Origin of the sequence: Caldimonas tepidiphila (genome assembly GCF_003569765.1) — a bacterium.
In the GTDB taxonomy this organism is placed as follows: Bacteria; Pseudomonadota; Gammaproteobacteria; order Burkholderiales; family Burkholderiaceae_C; genus Caldimonas; species Caldimonas tepidiphila.
In genome coordinates this window covers 1-17,037 of sequence record NZ_QXMG01000054.1, presented here as the reverse complement: position 1 = coordinate 17,037, position 17,037 = coordinate 1, and the positions used below count along the sequence as shown (strand labels likewise).

Annotated in this window: 16 protein-coding genes, 3 pseudogenes and 1 other annotated feature; of the genes and pseudogenes, 7 read left to right on the top strand and 12 right to left on the bottom strand. The window is 65.5% G+C overall.

Going from position 1 to position 17,037, the window contains the following annotated elements; genetic code table 11:
* Window positions 1-15 precede the first annotated feature (15 nt).
* From D3A59_RS20445 to D3A59_RS20435, 3 genes are read left to right on the top strand one after another with little or no spacing between them, the layout of a single operon-like run.
* Complete coding sequence (locus D3A59_RS20445) at window positions 16-987, top strand: Bug family tripartite tricarboxylate transporter substrate binding protein (RefSeq protein WP_119157177.1); 972 nt, start codon at window positions 16-18, stop codon at window positions 985-987.
* A gap of 13 nt (window positions 988-1,000) precedes the next feature.
* Window positions 1,001-2,203: a CaiB/BaiF CoA transferase family protein gene (locus tag D3A59_RS20440; protein WP_119157176.1), complete on the top strand. Its 1,203-nt coding sequence runs from the start codon at window positions 1,001-1,003 to the stop codon at window positions 2,201-2,203.
* Entirely contained in the window at window positions 2,200-3,030 is an 831-nt protein-coding gene (locus D3A59_RS20435) for a citryl-CoA lyase (protein ID WP_119157175.1), read from the top strand. Before D3A59_RS20440 ends, D3A59_RS20435 begins: the two co-directional genes overlap by 4 nt.
* Window positions 3,031-3,062: 32 nt before the next feature.
* Here the strand turns inward: D3A59_RS20435 and D3A59_RS20430 are convergent, their stop codons facing one another.
* From D3A59_RS20430 to D3A59_RS20380, 11 genes and pseudogenes are all read right to left on the bottom strand, one after another.
* The gene (locus D3A59_RS20430; RefSeq protein WP_119157174.1) at window positions 3,063-3,938 is read right to left on the bottom strand and encodes a LysR substrate-binding domain-containing protein; all 876 of its coding nucleotides are present in this window, start codon (window positions 3,936-3,938) and stop codon (window positions 3,063-3,065) included.
* A 34-nt stretch (window positions 3,939-3,972) separates the two neighbouring features.
* Window positions 3,973-4,902, bottom strand: a pseudogene (locus tag D3A59_RS20425) (IS3 family transposase); the annotation flags it as partial.
* Window positions 4,515-4,630: a sequence feature (AL1L pseudoknot), on the bottom strand. (Overlaps the previous pseudogene by 116 nt.)
* A gap of 93 nt (window positions 4,903-4,995) precedes the next feature.
* Window positions 4,996-5,127, bottom strand: a complete 132-nt coding sequence (locus tag D3A59_RS26465) for a glutathione S-transferase N-terminal domain-containing protein (RefSeq protein ID WP_240636145.1) — start codon at window positions 5,125-5,127, stop codon at window positions 4,996-4,998.
* A 177-nt stretch (window positions 5,128-5,304) separates the two neighbouring features.
* Window positions 5,305-6,642 carry a fumarylacetoacetase gene (fahA, locus tag D3A59_RS20415; RefSeq protein ID WP_119157173.1) on the bottom strand — a complete coding sequence of 446 codons (1,338 nt, stop codon included), beginning with the start codon at window positions 6,640-6,642 and terminating at the stop codon, window positions 5,305-5,307.
* Between the two features lie 139 nt (window positions 6,643-6,781).
* Window positions 6,782-7,345 (bottom strand): VOC family protein, encoded by a 564-nt coding sequence (locus D3A59_RS20410; protein ID WP_119157172.1) that lies wholly within the window; start codon window positions 7,343-7,345, stop codon window positions 6,782-6,784.
* 3 nt (window positions 7,346-7,348) lie between these two features.
* Window positions 7,349-8,428, bottom strand: a complete 1,080-nt coding sequence (gene hppD, locus D3A59_RS20405; RefSeq protein WP_119157171.1) for a 4-hydroxyphenylpyruvate dioxygenase — start codon at window positions 8,426-8,428, stop codon at window positions 7,349-7,351.
* A gap of 170 nt (window positions 8,429-8,598) precedes the next feature.
* A complete protein-coding gene (locus tag D3A59_RS20400; protein WP_157991609.1) occupies window positions 8,599-9,510 on the bottom strand; it encodes a beta/alpha barrel domain-containing protein in 912 nt (303 codons plus the stop codon).
* A 61-nt stretch (window positions 9,511-9,571) separates the two neighbouring features.
* Window positions 9,572-10,096 carry a gamma carbonic anhydrase family protein gene (locus tag D3A59_RS20395; protein ID WP_119157169.1) on the bottom strand — a complete coding sequence of 175 codons (525 nt, stop codon included), beginning with the start codon at window positions 10,094-10,096 and terminating at the stop codon, window positions 9,572-9,574.
* Window positions 10,097-10,144: 48 nt separating this feature from the next.
* Entirely contained in the window at window positions 10,145-11,122 is a 978-nt protein-coding gene (locus D3A59_RS20390) for a Bug family tripartite tricarboxylate transporter substrate binding protein (protein ID WP_119157168.1), read from the bottom strand.
* A gap of 49 nt (window positions 11,123-11,171) precedes the next feature.
* Entirely contained in the window at window positions 11,172-12,329 is a 1,158-nt protein-coding gene (locus D3A59_RS20385) for a CaiB/BaiF CoA transferase family protein (protein WP_119157167.1), read from the bottom strand.
* A 7-nt stretch (window positions 12,330-12,336) separates the two neighbouring features.
* Complete coding sequence (locus D3A59_RS20380) at window positions 12,337-13,293, bottom strand: hydroxymethylglutaryl-CoA lyase (protein WP_119157166.1); 957 nt, start codon at window positions 13,291-13,293, stop codon at window positions 12,337-12,339.
* Between the two features lie 165 nt (window positions 13,294-13,458).
* On the opposite strand from D3A59_RS20380, the gene D3A59_RS20375 reads away from it, so the two are divergent.
* The 4 genes and pseudogenes from D3A59_RS20375 to D3A59_RS20365 all read left to right on the top strand — a co-directional run.
* A complete protein-coding gene (locus D3A59_RS20375; RefSeq protein ID WP_119157165.1) occupies window positions 13,459-14,400 on the top strand; it encodes a LysR family transcriptional regulator in 942 nt (313 codons plus the stop codon).
* A 49-nt stretch (window positions 14,401-14,449) separates the two neighbouring features.
* A pseudogene (locus D3A59_RS26735) lies at window positions 14,450-14,686 on the top strand (PAS domain S-box protein); the annotation flags it as partial.
* Window positions 14,666-15,007, top strand: a complete 342-nt coding sequence (locus D3A59_RS20370) for a histidine kinase dimerization/phospho-acceptor domain-containing protein (protein WP_272868086.1) — start codon at window positions 14,666-14,668, stop codon at window positions 15,005-15,007. The pseudogene D3A59_RS26735 and the gene D3A59_RS20370, both read left to right, overlap by 21 nt.
* Before the next feature lie 78 nt (window positions 15,008-15,085).
* Window positions 15,086-15,220, top strand: a pseudogene (locus D3A59_RS20365) (IS630 family transposase); the annotation flags it as partial.
* Window positions 15,221-15,291: 71 nt separating this feature from the next.
* Here D3A59_RS20365 and D3A59_RS20360 read toward each other — a convergent pair.
* Window positions 15,292-17,037: ATP-binding protein (locus D3A59_RS20360; RefSeq protein WP_119157163.1), on the bottom strand; the 1,746-nt coding region annotated here is incomplete at its 5' end.

Genomic DNA, 17,037 nt, shown 5'->3' with positions numbered 1-17,037 from the left:
CTGCTGGAGACACACATGAATCTGCTCAATTGCCGGCGCTTTGTCGCTGCGACCCTCCTGTTGACGAGCGCGTGCGCCGCTTTCGCGCAGTCCTACCCGACAAAACCCATCACTGTGATCGTGCCGTTCGCAGTGGGGGGCACCACTGACATTGTCGCGCGCCTCATCACAACCCAGATTGGCGGTGGCCTTGGCCAGCCGCTGGTAGTGGATAACCGTACGGGCGGTGGCGGCAACATCGGCTGGGGCGCAGCGGCTCGTTCGGCACCCGACGGCCATACACTGCTGACCACGGAGATGTCGTTCACGATCGCACCGTCACTTGGGAATAAGCAGCCCTTCGATCCCAAAAAGGATTTCTCACACATCATCACAGCAGCGGCCGCACCACATGTGCTGGTTGTCGCTCCGTCGGTGCCCGCCAAGACAGTGCAGGAGTTCATCGCGCTGGCCAAGGCGAATCCGGGAAAGTTCAACTACGGTTCGGGCGGAAACGGCACTAATACCCATATAGGCGGTGAGCTGTTTAAGAGTGCGGCCGGCATCGATCTCGTACATGTGCCCTACAAGGGTGCGGGTCAGGTGCTGCAGGACTTGATCGGGGGCCAAGTGGAAGCGCTCGTCACGTCGTTGCCGACAGTCCTGCCTCATATTAAATCCGGCAAGCTGCGGGCGCTAATGGTCACCAGCGAGAAGCGCTCGACGCTGCTTCCCGAGGTGCCCTCAGCCAAGGAAGCTGGTCTGACCAAGGTGGTGATGGACTTCTGGGTCGGCTTCGCTGCACCAGCCGGCACCCCGCAACCGGTGGTCGACAAGCTCAACAAGGCTATTGCCGGTGCGCTCAACTCGGCCGAGGGCCGCAAGCGGCTGGCCGAGCAGGGACTGGAGCCGCAGCCCAACTTACCGGCACAGGCTTCGCAGTTTGTCTCCTCGGAAATTGATCGATGGGGCGCAGTCGTCAAGGCAGCCGGTATCAAGGCTGACTGAGCAGGAGAGAGTCATGGCGATCAAGCCCCTCCACGGTATCCGTGTCCTGGACCTGACGAATGTGCTGGCCGGACCGTTTGCCTGCCACCAGCTCGCACATATGGGTGCCGACGTGATCAAGGTCGAGGCTCGAGGCACGGGCGACTTGGCACGGCAGCTCGGTGCCGACCACGAGCTGAACAAGGCCAACATGGGCGTTTCGTTCCTGGCCCAGAACCCGGGCAAGCGCTCCATCACACTCAATCTCAAGCACCCGAAGGGCAAGGAGGTGTTTCGCCGCCTAGTGCGCACCGCGGATGTGGTGATGGAGAACTTCCGCCCCGGGGTGATGGACCGGCTAGGCGTGGGACATGCCGAGCTGAAGAAGGAGAACCCGCGACTCGTGTACTGCGCGATCTCGGGCTTTGGTCAGGACGGGCCGCTGCGCGATCTGCCTGCCTATGATCAGATCATCCAGGGCATGTCGGGCATCATGAGCATCACCGGCACACCCGAAAACGCGCCGTACCGCGTGGGCTATCCAGTGGCCGATACGATCGGCGGCATCACGGCGGCCTTCGCGGTCGCTGCGGCGCTGGCTGACCGCCAGCGTACTGATGCCGTGTTCATCGACGTGTCGATGCTCGAGGCGACGATGGCAACGATGGGTTGGGCAGTGTCGAACTATCTGGTCGCCGACCGTGAGCCCAAGCCGCTCGGGAACGACAACGTGACGGCGAGTCCCTCCGGCACATTCAGGACCGGGGACGGCCTGCTCAACATCGCGGCCAACAAGCAGGAGCAGTTCGAGGCCGTTTGCCAGGTCCTTGGACATCCGGAGTGGGCTCATGATCCGCGATTCATTGATCGCCACGCCCGGCTGCAGCATCGGGAAGTGCTCAAGGTCCTGATGGAGGAGACGATGGCGGCCATGTCCGCCGACGAGTGGTGGAAACGCCTTATCGAAGCGGGAGTTCCTGCTGGTCCGGTGTACTCGGTGCCGCAGGCACTGGCACATCCGCAGATCAGCGAGCGGGAGATGATCGCCACTTTCAAGAACGCGCCCGGCGTTGGTCGCGACATCCGGCTCGTTCGCACCGGGTTCAAGCTCAACGGCGCGGCGCCCTCGGTGGAGACCCCGCCCCCGCTGCTGGGCGAGCACACCGCCGCCATCCTGGCCGAACTCGGCTACGCCGGCGAGGACCTTGAAGCACTTGCACAGGAGAAAGCGATATGAGTGGTGAATCCAAAGGCGTCAGCGATTGGTGGCGCACGTCGATCATCGAGATGGCGCCGGGCATCATCCGTTACCGCGGCTACCCGATCCAGGAGCTCATTGGACAAATCAGCTTTGCACAGATGATTTGGCTGATGACCCGCGGTGAGCTGCCGAGTGAGGGCCAGGGCCGGTTGCTCGACGCTGCACTGATGTCTGCAGTGGATCATGGTCCGCAGGCACCCAGCATCGCAATTGCCCGCATGGCAGCCACTTGTGGGGTTGGCCTCAACAACGCGATGGCCTCCGCGGTTAACGTGTTGGGCGACGTCCATGGCGGTGCGGGTGAGCAGGCGGTGGAGATGTACGAGTCCATCGCAGCACGCATCGACAGTGGAGCGGGGCTGGAGGAGGCGGTCCGCGACGGCCTCGATGAAGCAATCGCCCGGTATGGCAAATTCGTCGCGGGCTTCGGGCACCGCTTTCATCCGATCGACCCGCGCGCGTCACGCCTGCTGAAGCTGGTGGACGCTTCGGCGCGCGCAGGACATGTCAACGGCCGCTTCGCCGGCATCGCTCGAGCCGTGGAGGATGAGCTGGCAGCCCGCAAGGGGGGCAAACGCATCCCGATGAACATCGACGGTGCCACGGCAGTGATCTACGCCGAACTGGGCTTTCCATCGCCCTTGGCACGAGGCTTGTTCTGTTTGTCGCGCTCGGTGGGCATCCTGGCGCATGCATGGGAGCAGAGCCAGCAGGGGGGCCGAAACAAGGGCCCGATCCCGCGGGAGTACCTCTGGACCTACGATGGTCCGGCACAGCGTTCCGTTCCCACGCCAGACGCCTGAACCGACAGTTCGACTCGGCCATCAGGAGCGGCTCAGCGCCGAGACACAACTCGTCTGGCTTGCTCGACCAGAGCCAGGATCAAACGAGTGCGCACCGAGGCGCGCTGCCAAATGATGCCGAAGCGGCGACGATAAGGTTGGTCCGGCAGCGCCATGCGTGCAACGTGCAGACCGCGCAGCCACGGCACTGAGGCATCTGGCGCCAGCGAGACACCGAGACCTCGGTCGACGAGCATGGCAATCGCAGGCAGTGAGCTGAGCTCGAAGCGCTCGCGCGGCATGATGCCGGCCTTCCGTAGATAGGCATCCGCCTGTTTTCCTCCGCCGAGGTTGCGGTTGTACCGGATGAAGGGCTCCTCTCTCAGCAAGGCAAAGGCATCGCGTTGACCCCATTTTGCAGGGGCCATCACCACCAGCGGCTCCTCGCACAGCTGCTCCCAGCACATGGTCTTCGGAAGTTCGAAGGGCGGATGCAGGCAGATCGCAGCATCGAGCTCACCGCGCAAAACCTCGTCGTACAAGTCGGTGGATATAGCCGAAAGGATCTCCACGTGCACGTCTGGATAGACCTTGACGAAGGCCGCGAGAATCTCCGGCATCACGCTGTGCAGCGCAGTGTTGATGGCCCCGAGCTTCAGTTCGCTGGCTGCAGCTTCATCGTTGATTGCCGCCTTCAGGTTGCCGAGTTCGCGCAGGATTGCGCCTGCTCGTTCGACCAGTCGATGGCCGGCCTCCGTAGGGGCCACTGTGCGGCCTGAGCGGGTCAACAAGCGTGTTCCCAACTCCCGCTCCAGCAACTTCAACTGGTGTGCGATCGCCGCAGGCGTGATCTCAAGCTGGCGAGCGGCCTCGGACATCGAACCTGAGTCGACGACAAGCAAAAAGGTGTTGAGGTAGCTGGTCTCCACATCGGTGATTTTGACCTGCCCCCTTCAGACGTACCAGTGATTTAGTTCGCGAGCCCCGGTCCGAGTGATGGATGAGCCGGTCCTCCTCGCTCGGTTGTCGCTCATACAGCGCCTGCTCCAGCGCGTCGAGCACGAAGCGAGGAGGCTACCCGCCAGCCCACGATGCGCCGGGCGAAGGCGTCGATGACGAAGGCGACGTAGACGAACCCCTGGTCGATACGTAAGTGAAATCCGACAGTCACAGCTGGTTGGGCCGCTGGGCCCGAAATTGCCGCTTGACCTTGTCGGCCGGGCAAGGCGCTGTGGCGTCAGCGACGGTCGTACGAACTGCCTTGCCGCGGATCACGTCGCGCAGCCCCTGGTGACGCATCAGCCGCTCGACCGTGCAGCGCGCCACCTCGATGCCTTCGCGCTGCAGCTGCCGGCAGACCTTGCGTGCGCCGTAGACCTGCATGTTGCCCTGCCAGATGCGCTCGATGTGGCCCATTAGCACTTCGTCCTGCCGGGCTCGTGCCGGGCTCGTGCCGGGCGCTGCTCGGGCCGGGCAAGCCGCGCCGCGTGCGCCCGGTAGGTCGACAGGGCGATCTGCAGCACCTTGCACATCGGCTCGACCCCGAAGACGCTGCGGTGCTCGTCGATGAACGCCTTCACCGCTTGATAGGGCGGTCGAGCTCCGCCTGGGCGAATACGCACATGGCCTTGCGCAGGATCTCGTTGGCCTGCCGCAGCTCGCGCACCTCGCGCTCCAGGTCCTTGATGCGCTGCTGTTCAGCGGTGGTCGTCCCCTCTCGTTGGCCGCTGTCGCGCTCGTGCTGTCGCACCCACTTGCGCAGCGTCTCGGCCGAGCAGCCGAACTTCGCGGCAATCGAGACGATTGCCGCCCACTGCGATTCATGCTCGCCCTGATGCTCTGCCACCACGCGCACCGCGCGCTCTCCGGCGAGAACTTGATTGACTTCCTCATGGCTCCATCCTCTCAAGAGTTGGAGCCTCCGGGAAAGCCGGGGCGGTTCAGCACCCGCAGATTGTTCAGCGGGTGGATCTCGCAGGCAAGAGCCTAGGCAAGGGCGCGCACGTGGGCACGCCCCGCGAAGTTGTCCGGCAACAGCGTTGGCTGCCGGTAGCGCTCATCCAGGTACTCGATAATTGGCAGCGACTGTGTCAGCACCTGCCCATCGTCCAGCAACACCGACACGAGTCCTTGCGGGTTCAGCGCTGCAAGTTCATGGCCGAACTACTCGCCACCGCCGCGCAGCAGGTGGACCGGTCAGGACTCGTAGAGCAGCCCCCTTGAGTTCTAGCGGGATACGGACCCGGTACAAGGCGGACCTGCGGAAATAGGTGACAGCTTCAACATGCGGGCATCTTAGCCTGCGCACGATGGCAGCGCCGGCAGCGCCGGCAGCACCGTGCCCCGGCACGGCCCGAAGCCGATGCTCTTAAAACCTTCCCGGCTGCAGCGGCCCACGAGTGCGATCTCGTCGCCGTCGAGCAGGAAGGTTCGCTGTTCGCCGTTGGCCAACTGCAGCGGCTCCTTGCCGCCCAGGCTGGCCTCTAGCAGCGAGCCGGCCTGCGCGCGCGTGGGGCCTGACAGCGTGCCCGAGCCAAACAGGTCGCCTGGGTTGAGCGCGCAACCGTTGACTGTGTGATGCGCCACCAACTGCGCTACCGTCCAGTACGCCGCGTCGGCGAAGTTGGAGCGGCTGATGCACTCGTCCGCAACACCCTGCGCGCGCATGGCTGGCGTCTGCAGCCGCACCTCCAGCGCAATGTCGATGGCGCCCTGCGCGCGGTTGGCTTCGCCGTCCAGGTAGGGCAGCGGCTCGGGCTCGCCCTCGCCGCGCACGAACGGCCGGCGAAACGGCGCCAGCGCCTCCAGGGTCACGATCCACGGCGACAAGGTACTGGCAAAGCTCTTGGACAGGAAAGGCCCGAGCGGCTGGTACTCCCAGGCCTGGAGGTCGCGCGCGCTCCAGTCGTTGAACAGCGTGATGCCGAACACGTGGTCCTCGGCCTCGTCCATCGACACCGGCCGTCCCTGCGCGTTAGCTTGGCCAATAAAGATGCCCAGCTCCAACTCCAGGTCCAGCCGCTGCGACGGCGCCAGACGCGGCGCCTCGTCCTGCGGGCCCTTGACCTGGCCGCAGGGACGGTGAAAGTCCACGCCGTTGGGCTGGATGGTCGAGGCGCGTCCGTGGTAGCCGATCGGCACCCACTTGTAGTTGGGCAGCAGAGGGTTGTCGGGGCGGAACAGCCGGCCAACAGCAGTGGCATGGTGGATGCCGACGTAGAAGTCGGTGTAGTCCCCGATGCGGCAGGGCAAGGCCATCTCGGCTGCGGTCTGGGACACCAGGCAAGCCTGCAGGGCTGGGTGCTGCGTGCTGCCTTCGGCCAGCGCGTTCGAGAGTGCCGCACGCAGCGCGCGCCGAGCCTTAGGAACTTGGGCCATGAGCGCATTGAGGTCGCCCGTGGCCAATGGCGCCAGCAGTGCCGACACCTCAGACGACCAGTCGCTGGCCTGCGCAGCGAGCTTCAGGTCCAGGATCTGATCGCCGATGGCAACCCCGACCCGCAGCGGTTCGCCGGAACCCTGGCGGCGGAAGGCGCCGAAGGGCAGGTTCTGAATCGGAAAGTCTGTGTCGGCGGTATTGGCCGAGGCAACCCAGCTACATAGCGCTGGATCATGGGTGTGGTCGAGCGACATGTCCGCCTCCTGAAATTTTGGGATACGGGCGCGTGACCAGGGCGCAAGCGCGCGCTCCTATGGGCATCACTGCCGCCCGATTAGTGGGAAAAAGAACGCGCCCCGTCCTGTAGTTGCGGACGGGGCAGCGTGGGAGGAATTACTGCTTGAACTCCCGCTCGTGCAGGAAGGCGGCGTGCTTCGGGGCGCGCTTGGTTTTGCTCCAGTCCTCCAACATGTCCCACTTCATCGCGTCCAGCCGCTTAATCATGGCTTCCTCGTCCGGGTCCGGACACGCCAGTTCGACGCGGTGGCCGTTGGGGTCGAAGAAGTAGATGCTGTGGAACGCTCCGTGGTCGGTCACGCCCAGCACGTCCACGCCCTGCGCATCCAGGTGCGCCCTGTAGGCCAGCAGCGTCTCACGGTCCTTGACGCGGAAGGCGATGTGCTGCACCCACACCGGCGTGTTGAGGTCACGCCCCATCTCCGGCTGCGTAGGCAACTCGAAGAAGGCCAGCACGTTGCCACTGCCTGCGTCCATGAAGACGTGCATGTACGGGTCCGGTGCCTTAGTGGACGGCACATGGTCCTCGGCGATGGCCAGCACGAAGTCCATCTTCAGCATCTGCTGGTACCACAGTACCGTCTCCTTGGCGTCCTTGCAGCGGTACGCGACGTGGTGAATGCGGTCGATCTTGAGCACGGGGGGGTGTTGCGGCTGCATCGATCACTCCTCGACGGTCAGTGCGCCGCGGCGGATCTGGTCGCGCTCCAGGGACTGGAACAGCGCCTTGAAGTTGCCCTCGCCGAAGCCGTCGTCGCCCTTGCGCTGGATGAACTCGAAGAACACTGGCCCGAGCAGCGTCTGCGAGAAGATCTGCAGCAGCAGCCGCGTCTTGCCGCCCTCGGTGCTGCCGTCGAGCAGGATGCCACGCACCTGCAACTCGGGGACGTTCTCGCCGTGGCCGGGCAGGCGCTCCTCCAGCATCTCGTAGTACACGTCGTTCGGAGCGGTCATCACCGGGATGCCGGCCATCTGCAGCGCGTCTACGCTCCGGAAGATGTCATCGGTGAGCAGCGCCACGTGCTGGATGCCCTCGCCGTTGAACTGCATCAGGAACTCCTCGATCTGCCCCGAGCCCTTCTTCGACTCCTCGTTGAGCGGAATGCGGATCCTGCCGTCCGGCGCCGTCATCGCCTTGGAGGTCAGCCCGGTGTACTCGCCCTGGATGTCGAAGTAGCGGATCTCGCGGAAGTTGAAGAGCTTTTCGTAGAACGACGCCCAGTACGCCATGCGGCCGCGATAGACGTTATGCGTGAGGTGGTCAATGAGCTTGAAGCCGTGGCCTGCCGGGTGGCGCTCCACCCCCTCAATGAACTCGAAGTCGATGTCGTAGATGCTCTTGCCGTCCTCGTAGCGGTCGATCAGGTAGAGCGGTGCGCCGCCGATGCCCCGGATCGCGGGCAGGCGCAGCTCCATCGGGCCGGTGGGGATCTCCACCGGCTGCGCGCCGAGCTCGAGCGCACGAGCGTAAGCCTGGTGCGAGTCCTTCACGCGGAAGGCCAGACCGCAGGCCGAGGGGCCGTGCTCGGCGGCGAAGTAGGCCGCGACGCTCTTTGGCTCACGGTTGACGATGAAGTTGATGTCACCCTGGCGAAAGAGCGAGACGTCCTTCGAGCGATGGCGGGCAACTTCGGTGAAGCCCATCTTCTCGAAGATCGGCTCGAGGACGCCGGGCGCGGGGGATGCGAATTCGACGAACTCGAATCCCATCAGTCCCATCGGGTTGTCAAACAAGTCATTCATTGCAGTGCTCCGGAATCGGTATCGGTAGACAAGAGGTGGGGTCGATCAACACAGGCAAAGGTTCATCGACGACTCCGGAGGGGCGCAAGCCAAGCCGCGCACGCTGCGTGCGAGATGGTCTCCCATGAACAGGAGGCTGCCGCGGGGAAGGGATCGGAGGAAGCGCATCGTCAGGGACGGAAGAGCCCGCCGCGCGAACGTGCGGCGGCGCGCGACACGGCTTCAAAGAGTGCCCGGGCATCGGGCTGCGCGCCGACGAAGTCGCGCAACTCCAGGAGCGTGCGCATGTCCACCCCGGTGTCCACACCCAGGGTGCCGAACAGCGCGGCGACGTCCTCGATCGAGACGTTGCCGCTGCCCTGCGCGCTCACCCTGCTGCCGCCGATGCCGGCGAGCGACGCATCGAACCTCGTGACGCCCGCCTCGACGGCCGCGATCACGTTACCCAGATGATTGCCCGGCGTGCGGTGCAGATGCACGCCGAGCGCCACCTCGTCAGGCAGCAGCGCTCGTGCGCGCTCGAGGAGGTCGCGCGTCGCGTCCGGCGTGGCGAACCCGAAGGTGTCGCCCAGCCCTACCCCGTCGACACCGGCGTCGCTGGCGGCCTGTACCAGCCCCAGGACTGTCGCCGGGCTGACCTCGCCCTGGAGCGCGCAGCCGAAGGCCGTGCCGATGCCAGCCTCCACCCGGGCAGAGGAGCCCTCGATGTCGCGAGCGCAACGAACACGGTGCAGTTCCTCCACCATCTCGCCGGCTGTCCTGCCGACGTTGGCGCGACTGTGCGCCTCGCTGGCGGAGAGCGGCAGCGTCAGCAGGTCCGCACCCGCAGCAAGCGCTGCGCGAGCGCCGTCGAGGTCGTGGACCAGCACGGAAACGCTCAGTTCGGGAATAGTCTTGGCGAAAGCGATCACCTCCGCCGTGTCGGCCATCTGCGGGAACTGTTGCGAGGACACGAAGGAGCCGACCTCGATCTCGCGCAGTCCGGCGGCATGCGCCAGCAGGATCCAGTCGCACTTTACTGTGGTCGGCAAGGCATGGCGCAGGCTCTGGAGACCATCGCGCAGGCCGACTTCGCGCAGCACGACGCAGGACGGGAGTGCGGGGACTCTCATGGTGTGACGGCCTGGCCTGGTTCGCGGTGACTCAGCCGACCCGCTCGAGCTCTGCGGCGAAGAAGGCGGCCCGCTCGGCATAGCCAGCGGCGCTGGCGGCCAGATTGGCCACCTCCTCGTCGCTGAGCTCGCGCACGACCTTGGCAGGGGCGCCGAGGATCAGCGAGCGCTCGGGGAAAGTCTTGCGCTCGGTGACGATCGCGCCCGCGCCGACCAGGCTGTGGCGCCCGATCACCGCGCCGTTGAGCACGACGGCCTGGATGCCGACGAGCGACCCCTCGCCGATCGTGCAGCCGTGCAGCATCGCCTGGTGTCCCACCGTGACCCGGGCGCCGATGTCGAGCGGGAAGCCCGGATCGGCGTGCAGCACTGCGCCTTCCTGCACGTTGCTGGCTTCGCCGATGCAGATCGGCTCGTTGTCGCCGCGCACCGTCGCGCCGAACCAGACGCTCGCGTGCTCGCCGAGCCGGACATCGCCGATCAGCGAGGCCTCCTTTGCCACGAAGGCGGAAGCGGGAACCTGGGGCGACTTGCTGCCCACTCGATACAGTGCCATGTGCTTTCCTCGAGAAGGGAGCGCGCCGCGCCCCCGATGCTTTGCGCGTCAGTCGGCCGTGGCGCCGGACTGCTTGACCAGCCTGGCGTGCTTGACCAACTCGTTCTGGAAGAACTGCTGCGTGGCCTCCTGGGTGCTCGACATCGGCGTGAAGTCCTGCTTCAGCAGCCACTCGCGAACCTCCTGCGTCGACAGCGCCGTCCTGACCTGCTCGTAGCGCTTCGAGAGCTCGGCCGGCGGAACGCCGGTCGGCGCGACTGCGGCGATCCAGCCGCCGAAGTCGTAGTTCTTCAGGCCCTGCTCGGCAAAGGTGGGCACGTCGGGGAGCATCTTCGAGCGGGATGCCGTCGTGATGCCGATCGCCTTGATCGCGCCTGACGCGATGTGCGGAGCGGCGACCGTGGTCGAGGTGAAGGCCATCTGCACCTGGCCGCCGAGCAGGTCGTTCATCATCGGACCGGTGCCCTTGTAGGGCACGTGCTTGAGGTCGATGCCGGCCTCGCTCTCCAGCAGCTCGCCCGCGAGGTGCAGCACCGTGCCGTTGCCGGCCGAGCCGTAGAAGATCTGGTCGGGCTTGGCCTTCGCCAGTGCGACCAACTCCTGCAGGTTCTTCGCCGGCACCGACTTGTGCACGACGAGCACGAAGGGCGAGGTGCCGACCACGGTGAGCGGCGTGACGTCCTTCATCGAGTCGAAGGGGATGCTCTTGTACAGGCTCGGATTGACGACGTGGTTGTTCGACACCATGCCGAGCGTCATGCCGTCCTTCGGCGAGCGCACCAGCTGGGAGGTGCCGGTGATGCCACCGGCACCGGGCAGGTTCTCGATGACGACGGGCTGGCCGGCGGTCTTCGCCAGCGGATTGCTCATCGCGCGCGCCACCGCATCCACGGTGGAGCCGGCGCTCAGCGGCACGATGATCTTGAGCGGCTTGTCCGAGCCCTGTGCGAGCACGGGCAGCGCGGATACGGACAGTGCGGCGGCAAGGATGCCGGCGACGCGGCGGCGGTTGACGGAAATGCTCATGATGTCTCCTCTGTTCTCTAGGGCAGGTGGATAGAGGCGGGAGGGCACGTCAGCGCCCGCGCTTCCTGGCCAGCGCGGCGAGCACCTCGTCGGTGTGCTCGCCCACGCGCGGCAGCGGCCGACGCACCGGCGGGCGGCGGCCGCCCATCAGCAGCGGCAGCAGCACCACGTCGGTCATGCCACCGTCGTCGGTCTGCATCGGGACGAGCCCGCCGCTCTCGCGCAGGTGCGGGTCGTCGACCAGTTGATCGGGACGCACGATCGGTGCGTACGGCAGGCCGGCGGCCTCGAGCTTGGCCGACAGCTCGTCGATGCGGTGGTGCTTCAGGATCTCGCCGAGGCGCTGCAGCAGCTCGGGGCGCAGCTCCACGCGCTGGGCGTTGGTCTGGAACTGCGGCTCCTTCGCCAGATCGGGCCGCTCGATCACCTCGCACAGCGTCACGAACTGCTTGTCGCTCACTGCGCCGATGAAGAGCTGCTCGTCGCCGGCCAGCGTGAACACGTCGTACACGCTCCAGGCCGACACGCGCGAGGGCATGGGCGGGGCCGGCTCGCCCGTCATCAGGAACTGCTGCATGTGCTGCGAGGCGAGGAACACGCAGTTCTCGAACAGCGCGCTCTGCACTTCCTGGCCGCGGCCGGTGCGGTCGCGTTCGCGCAGCGCGGCGAGCACGCCGATCGCACCGAACATGCCGCCCATGATGTCGTTGACCGAGGTGCCCGCGCGCAGCGGCCGGCCCTTGGGGCCCGTCATGTAGGACAGGCCGCCCATCATCTGCACCACCTCGTCGAGTGCCAGGCGCTTCTCGTACGGCCCGGGCAGGAAGCCCTTGTGCGACACGTAGATCAGCCCGGGATACTTCTGCGACAGCGTCTCGTAGTCGAGGCCGAGCTTGCCCATCAGCCCCGGGCGGAAGTTCTCGAGCATCACGTCGCACTCGCCGATCAGCTCCAGTGCCGTGGCATGCCCCTCCGGCGTGTTGATGTCGAGCACGACGCTCTTCTTGTTGCGGTTGAACGAGCGGAAGAAGCCGATGCCCAGGCCGGGGAGCTTGCGCGTCTTGTCGCCGCCGGGCGGCTCGATCTTGATGACCTCGGCGCCCAGGTCGGCGAGGATCATCCCGCAGGTCGGGCCCATGACCATGTGCGTGAACTCGATCACGCGCACGCCTTCGAGCGGCAGGGGGGTGGGTGAAGTCTTGCTCATGTTCGTCTCAGGCCGCGAGCGCGGTGTCGTGGGTCGGGAAAGTCTTCGGAAGGCCGGCGCACCACAGCGTCCCGTGCAGCGCCTCACCCTGCAGCCAGCCGGCGACCTTGGCGCGCAGCGCCAGCAGACGCGGGATGTCGATGCCGGTCGCAAGGCCCATGCTCTCGAGCATGAATGCGAGGTCCTCGGTCGAGGCATTGCCGCTCGCGCCCGGCGCATGCGGGCAGCCGCCGATGCCGGCGAGCGTCGCGTCGAAGCGGACGACGCCGGTCTCGAGTGCCGCATAGACGTTCGCGAGCGCGAGGCCACGGGTGTCGTGGAAGTGGCCGCACCAGAAGCGGTCTCCCGCGATCCTCTCGGCCTGCTCGAACAGCTCGCGCACGCCGCGCGGGTCGGCGTAGCCCACCGTGTCGGCGATGCTCACGCGATCGGCGCCGGCGTCCAGCAGCGCCTGCATGCAGCGCAGCACTTCCGACGGCTCGACCCGGCCCTGAAGGGTGCAACCGAAGGCGGTGCCGATGCCGCCTTCGATCAAGGTCTTCGAACCGGCCGCGTCGCGCGCCACACGGATGCGCGCCACCTCGGCGACCACCTCGTCGGGGGTCTTGCGCAGGTTGGCCAGGCTGTGCGCATGGCTCGCCGACAAGGGCACCAGCAGCAGGTCGGCCCCTGTCTCGATCGCACGCTCCGCGCCCTTCAGGTTGGGTACCAGCACCGAGACGAACAGCCCGGGCAGCGTCTTCGCATAGGCGACCAACTCGGCCGTGTCGGCGAGCTGCGGCAGCAGCTTCGCGGGGACGAAGGAGCCGACTTCGATTTCGCGTTGACCGGCGGCATGGGCCTCGCGGATCCACTCGAGCTTCTTCTCGGTCGGCAGCACCTGCCGGATCGACTGCAGGCCATCGCGCAGGCCGACCTCTCGGATCACGGCAGCAGTGGGAAAGGGGGATGGGTTCAGGGCCATGGGCTTCGTTCGGCTGGAATGCCGCCTCCTGTCTTCGGAAGCCCGATCGGGCTCGCCGTTGGATGGACAGGCCTCACTTTAGGCATTCCCTGTTTCCCTACCAGTGGTATTTCGGAACCCATAAGATTCCTTTTCGGAAACTTAGATCTGGGCCATGATCGTGTCATGAAGGATCTCGACCTGAAGACGCTGCGGCTGCTGGTGGCTGTCTGCGAGCACCAGAACATCGCCCGCGTGGCAGAGCAGGAGCACATCGAGCCCTCCGCGATCAGCAAGCGCATCGCGCAGATGGAGGCGGTGCTGGGAACGCCGCTGTTGACGCGCGTGCGGCGCGGTGTGCAGCCGACGGCGGCGGGGCTCGCGCTTGTCGAGCACGCGCGCACGGTCCTCTTCACGATGGAGCGTCTGCAGAACGACCTTGCGGCGCTGAGCCGGGGGGTGACGGGGCATGTGCGTCTGCTGGCCACGGCCTCGGCGATCGCCGAGTCCCTGCTCGACGACGTCGCGGCCTTCATGCGCGAACCCGAGCACCGCAACATCAAGGTGGACATCGAGGAGCGCTTTTCTCAGGACCTAGTCCGCACGCTGCGCGAGGGCAGCTCGTCGGTCGGGGTGTGCTGGGACGGCACCGACCTCTCGGGACTGCAGCGCCGGGCCTACCGGCAGGACAGGCTGGCGCTGGCCGTGCATCCGCAGCACCCGCTGGTTGGGCAGCGGGAGTTGCGCTTCGAACAGACCCTGGACCACGAGCACGTCGGCCTGCCCCCGTCGGCGGCCGTGCACCAGCAACTGCAACGGGCAGCGGCAAGCCTGGGTCGAACAATCACTTACCGGGTAATCGTTTCCAACTTTGATTCCGCTTTCCGGGTAGTCGCTGCCAATCTTGGAGTGAGTGTCATCCCAATACAAGTTAGTGCAACTTACGAGCAGATGCTAGGCATCCGTTCAATCCCCCTCACCGACCCTTGGGCCGAGCGCAACTTCGCAATCTGTTTTCGTGACTGCCAAGCATTGCAGCCGGCGGCGCAGCGCATGGTCGATTACCTAGAGTGTCGAGCTTCGGACCGATCTCAGAGGAAGCATCTAGAGCAAAGTCGTGCAGGCTGAGGATAGCCGCCGTGACGCGTAAGTTCCCCCTGTCAAGCACTTCGGCTATACCGCCGCGGAGATCGAGGGCCAAAAGACCGACATCATCTTCACGGATCAGGACAAACAGCGCGGCATGCCGGCGTTCGAGCTGGAGGAGGCACTGAAGAGCCCCCGAGATGAGGACGAGCGCTGGCATGTGCGCCGAGACGGTATCCGGATCTGGGTCAGCGGCTCGGTGACTGCGTTGCGCAATGAGCAGGGCAAGGTGGTCGGTTTCTTCAAGGTGGTACGCGACTGCACCGGCAAGCAGTCCTATATCGAGGGGCTGGAGAACCGGAGGCACGAGGTGGCGAGCAGCACGACGTACAAGGAGGTGACTGTCACCACCTTGGCGCACGAACTGCGCAACCCCCTCACGCCCCTGTTCCACGCAGTGCAGTTGATCCGGCTCTCACCTAGCACACAGCACCTCGAGCAACCGCTGAAGATCATTGACCGGCAGCTTGAGGCGCTGCGTCGGCTCGTGGATGCGGCAGCAGCCTGCCGATTCCTGAAGCGCGCCATCGGGTTCTGTCGCGATAAGGCTGTGCGACCCAGCGAAGCCGCAGGGGTGGCGACTGGTTAGAAAGCCAGGGAGTAGAACTGGGCGGCCGCGGACACGGCCTGCCCTTCGGGGCAGTTCAGCTGTTAAGTTCCAGAGATGCTGGAGCAGGCCATCCGCGACTACATCGCTCAGAACAACGCCCACCCCAAGCCATTCGTGTGGACCAAGACGGCTGACGAAATACTGGCCTCGGTGGCCAACTTCTGTCAACGGACTTCTAACTCACACCACTAGACGTCTTCCGAGCAAGAGCGAGGTGTGGCAGCGTCTCTTCGAGCGCCTGACACAGGAATTGACGACGGGCCTTAGGGGCGGTGGCCGAGCCGCGGCTGCAACGCCATGACCGCCATCAGGAGTTCCCGGGGGTCCAGGGGCTTGGTACGGTGCAAGTCGAAGCCCGCTTCGCGTGCCAACTGCCGATCCTTTTCCTGCCCCCAGCCTGTCAGGGCCACAAGCAGCCCCCTTGGCTTCATGAGCTGAAGCTGGCGTGCCACCTCGTAACCGTCGATGTCGGGAAGCCCGATGTCCAGGATCACGACATCCGGGCGGAGCTGCGCGGCAGCCTCCAGCGCTGTCCGGCCGTCGTAGCGCACGCTCACCTCCTGCCCCAGGAGCTCCAGGGTCTCGGCAAGTGTGTCCGCCGCTTCGATGTTGTCGTCAACGACCAGAATCCGTCCCAAGCGAAAGCCTTCCTCGTCAGGAAGACTTTTCACCGCTTCCTCGCTCAGCGCCGGTCGGCCCTCTGCCACCGGCAGCCGCACCGTGAATTCGCTGCCGGCCCCTCGGCCCTGGCTGTAAGCCTCGATGCTTCCGCCATGTAATTCGAGCAGTTTCTTCGCGAGGGGCAGTCCAATGCCCAGACCGCCTTGCACGCGTTCCCCACTGCGATGCCCTTGCACGAACATCTGGAACATGTCGGGGATTCTCTCCGGAAGGATCCCCACGCCGTTGTCTTTCACGCGGACCACTACCTGGTCCCCATCCCGCAAGGCCTCAAGCTCGATGCGGCCTCCCGCTGGGGTGTACTTCGCCGCGTTGTTCAGAAGATTGAGGAACACCTGGGCCAGCCGCGTGGCGTCGCCCTCGAGATGGACAGGTTCCTGGGGCAGGCTCAACAAGAAGGCATGCCGTGCGGCCTCGATCAGCGGCTGGCTGGCCTCGACCGCGCTCAGGAGCACCGTTCGAAGGTTCACCCGCTCCTTCTGCAGGACGATTCGCCCCGTGGTGATGCGTGACACATCCAGAAGGTCGTCGACCAGCCGGCCAAGATGCTGGACCTGACGCTCGATGATGCCGTGGACGCGCTTGAGCTGCGGGTCCGCAGAGTTGTTCTTCAAGTGCATGAGCTGGACCGCGTTCAGGATCGGCGCCAATGGATTGCGCAGCTCATGGGCGAGCGTCGCGAGGAACTCGTCCTTGCGGCGGTCGGCGTCACGCAATGCCTGCTCCAGCTCTTTGCGTTCGGTGATGTCCGACACGATGCCCAGCAGCCGCCGCACGCTGCCCTTCCTGCTTTCGGCGTCGGGGCGTCCGTAGGCCTCGATCCAGCGAACGGCTCCGTCGTTGTGGCGGCGAATGCGACACTCGAAATGCAAAGTCCCGCCGTCCTTCAGCGCCTGTTCGAAGGCAGCGTCGACTTGGTCACGGTCCTCAGGCAACACATGCTGCATGAAAACAGCGCGTCCCCAGTGCGGATGAAGGTGGTCGTAGCCAAAGATCCGATCGTGCCGTAGCGAACGAACGGAGGTGTCGGCGTCCAGATCCAGCTCCCAGCTGCCCAACTGCCCGGCCTCGAGCGCGACCTGCAGTCGGGCCTCCTGCGCTTGCAGCTCCCTGAGTTGGGCCAGCATCCAGGAAACCTGCGATTCCGCCGAGCCCACCTGGTCAATCAGGTCCGGGCGCTCGAAGTAGAGATTGCGCTTGCAGACCAGGTCGCCCACCACAGCGATGGGATGGGTACGCAGCACATCGCGCACCACCGAGGCCGGCCATGCCTTCGTGTCGTACACGCAGAATCCGGCAGCCTTGCGACTGCGAAACAGGCTGTTCAG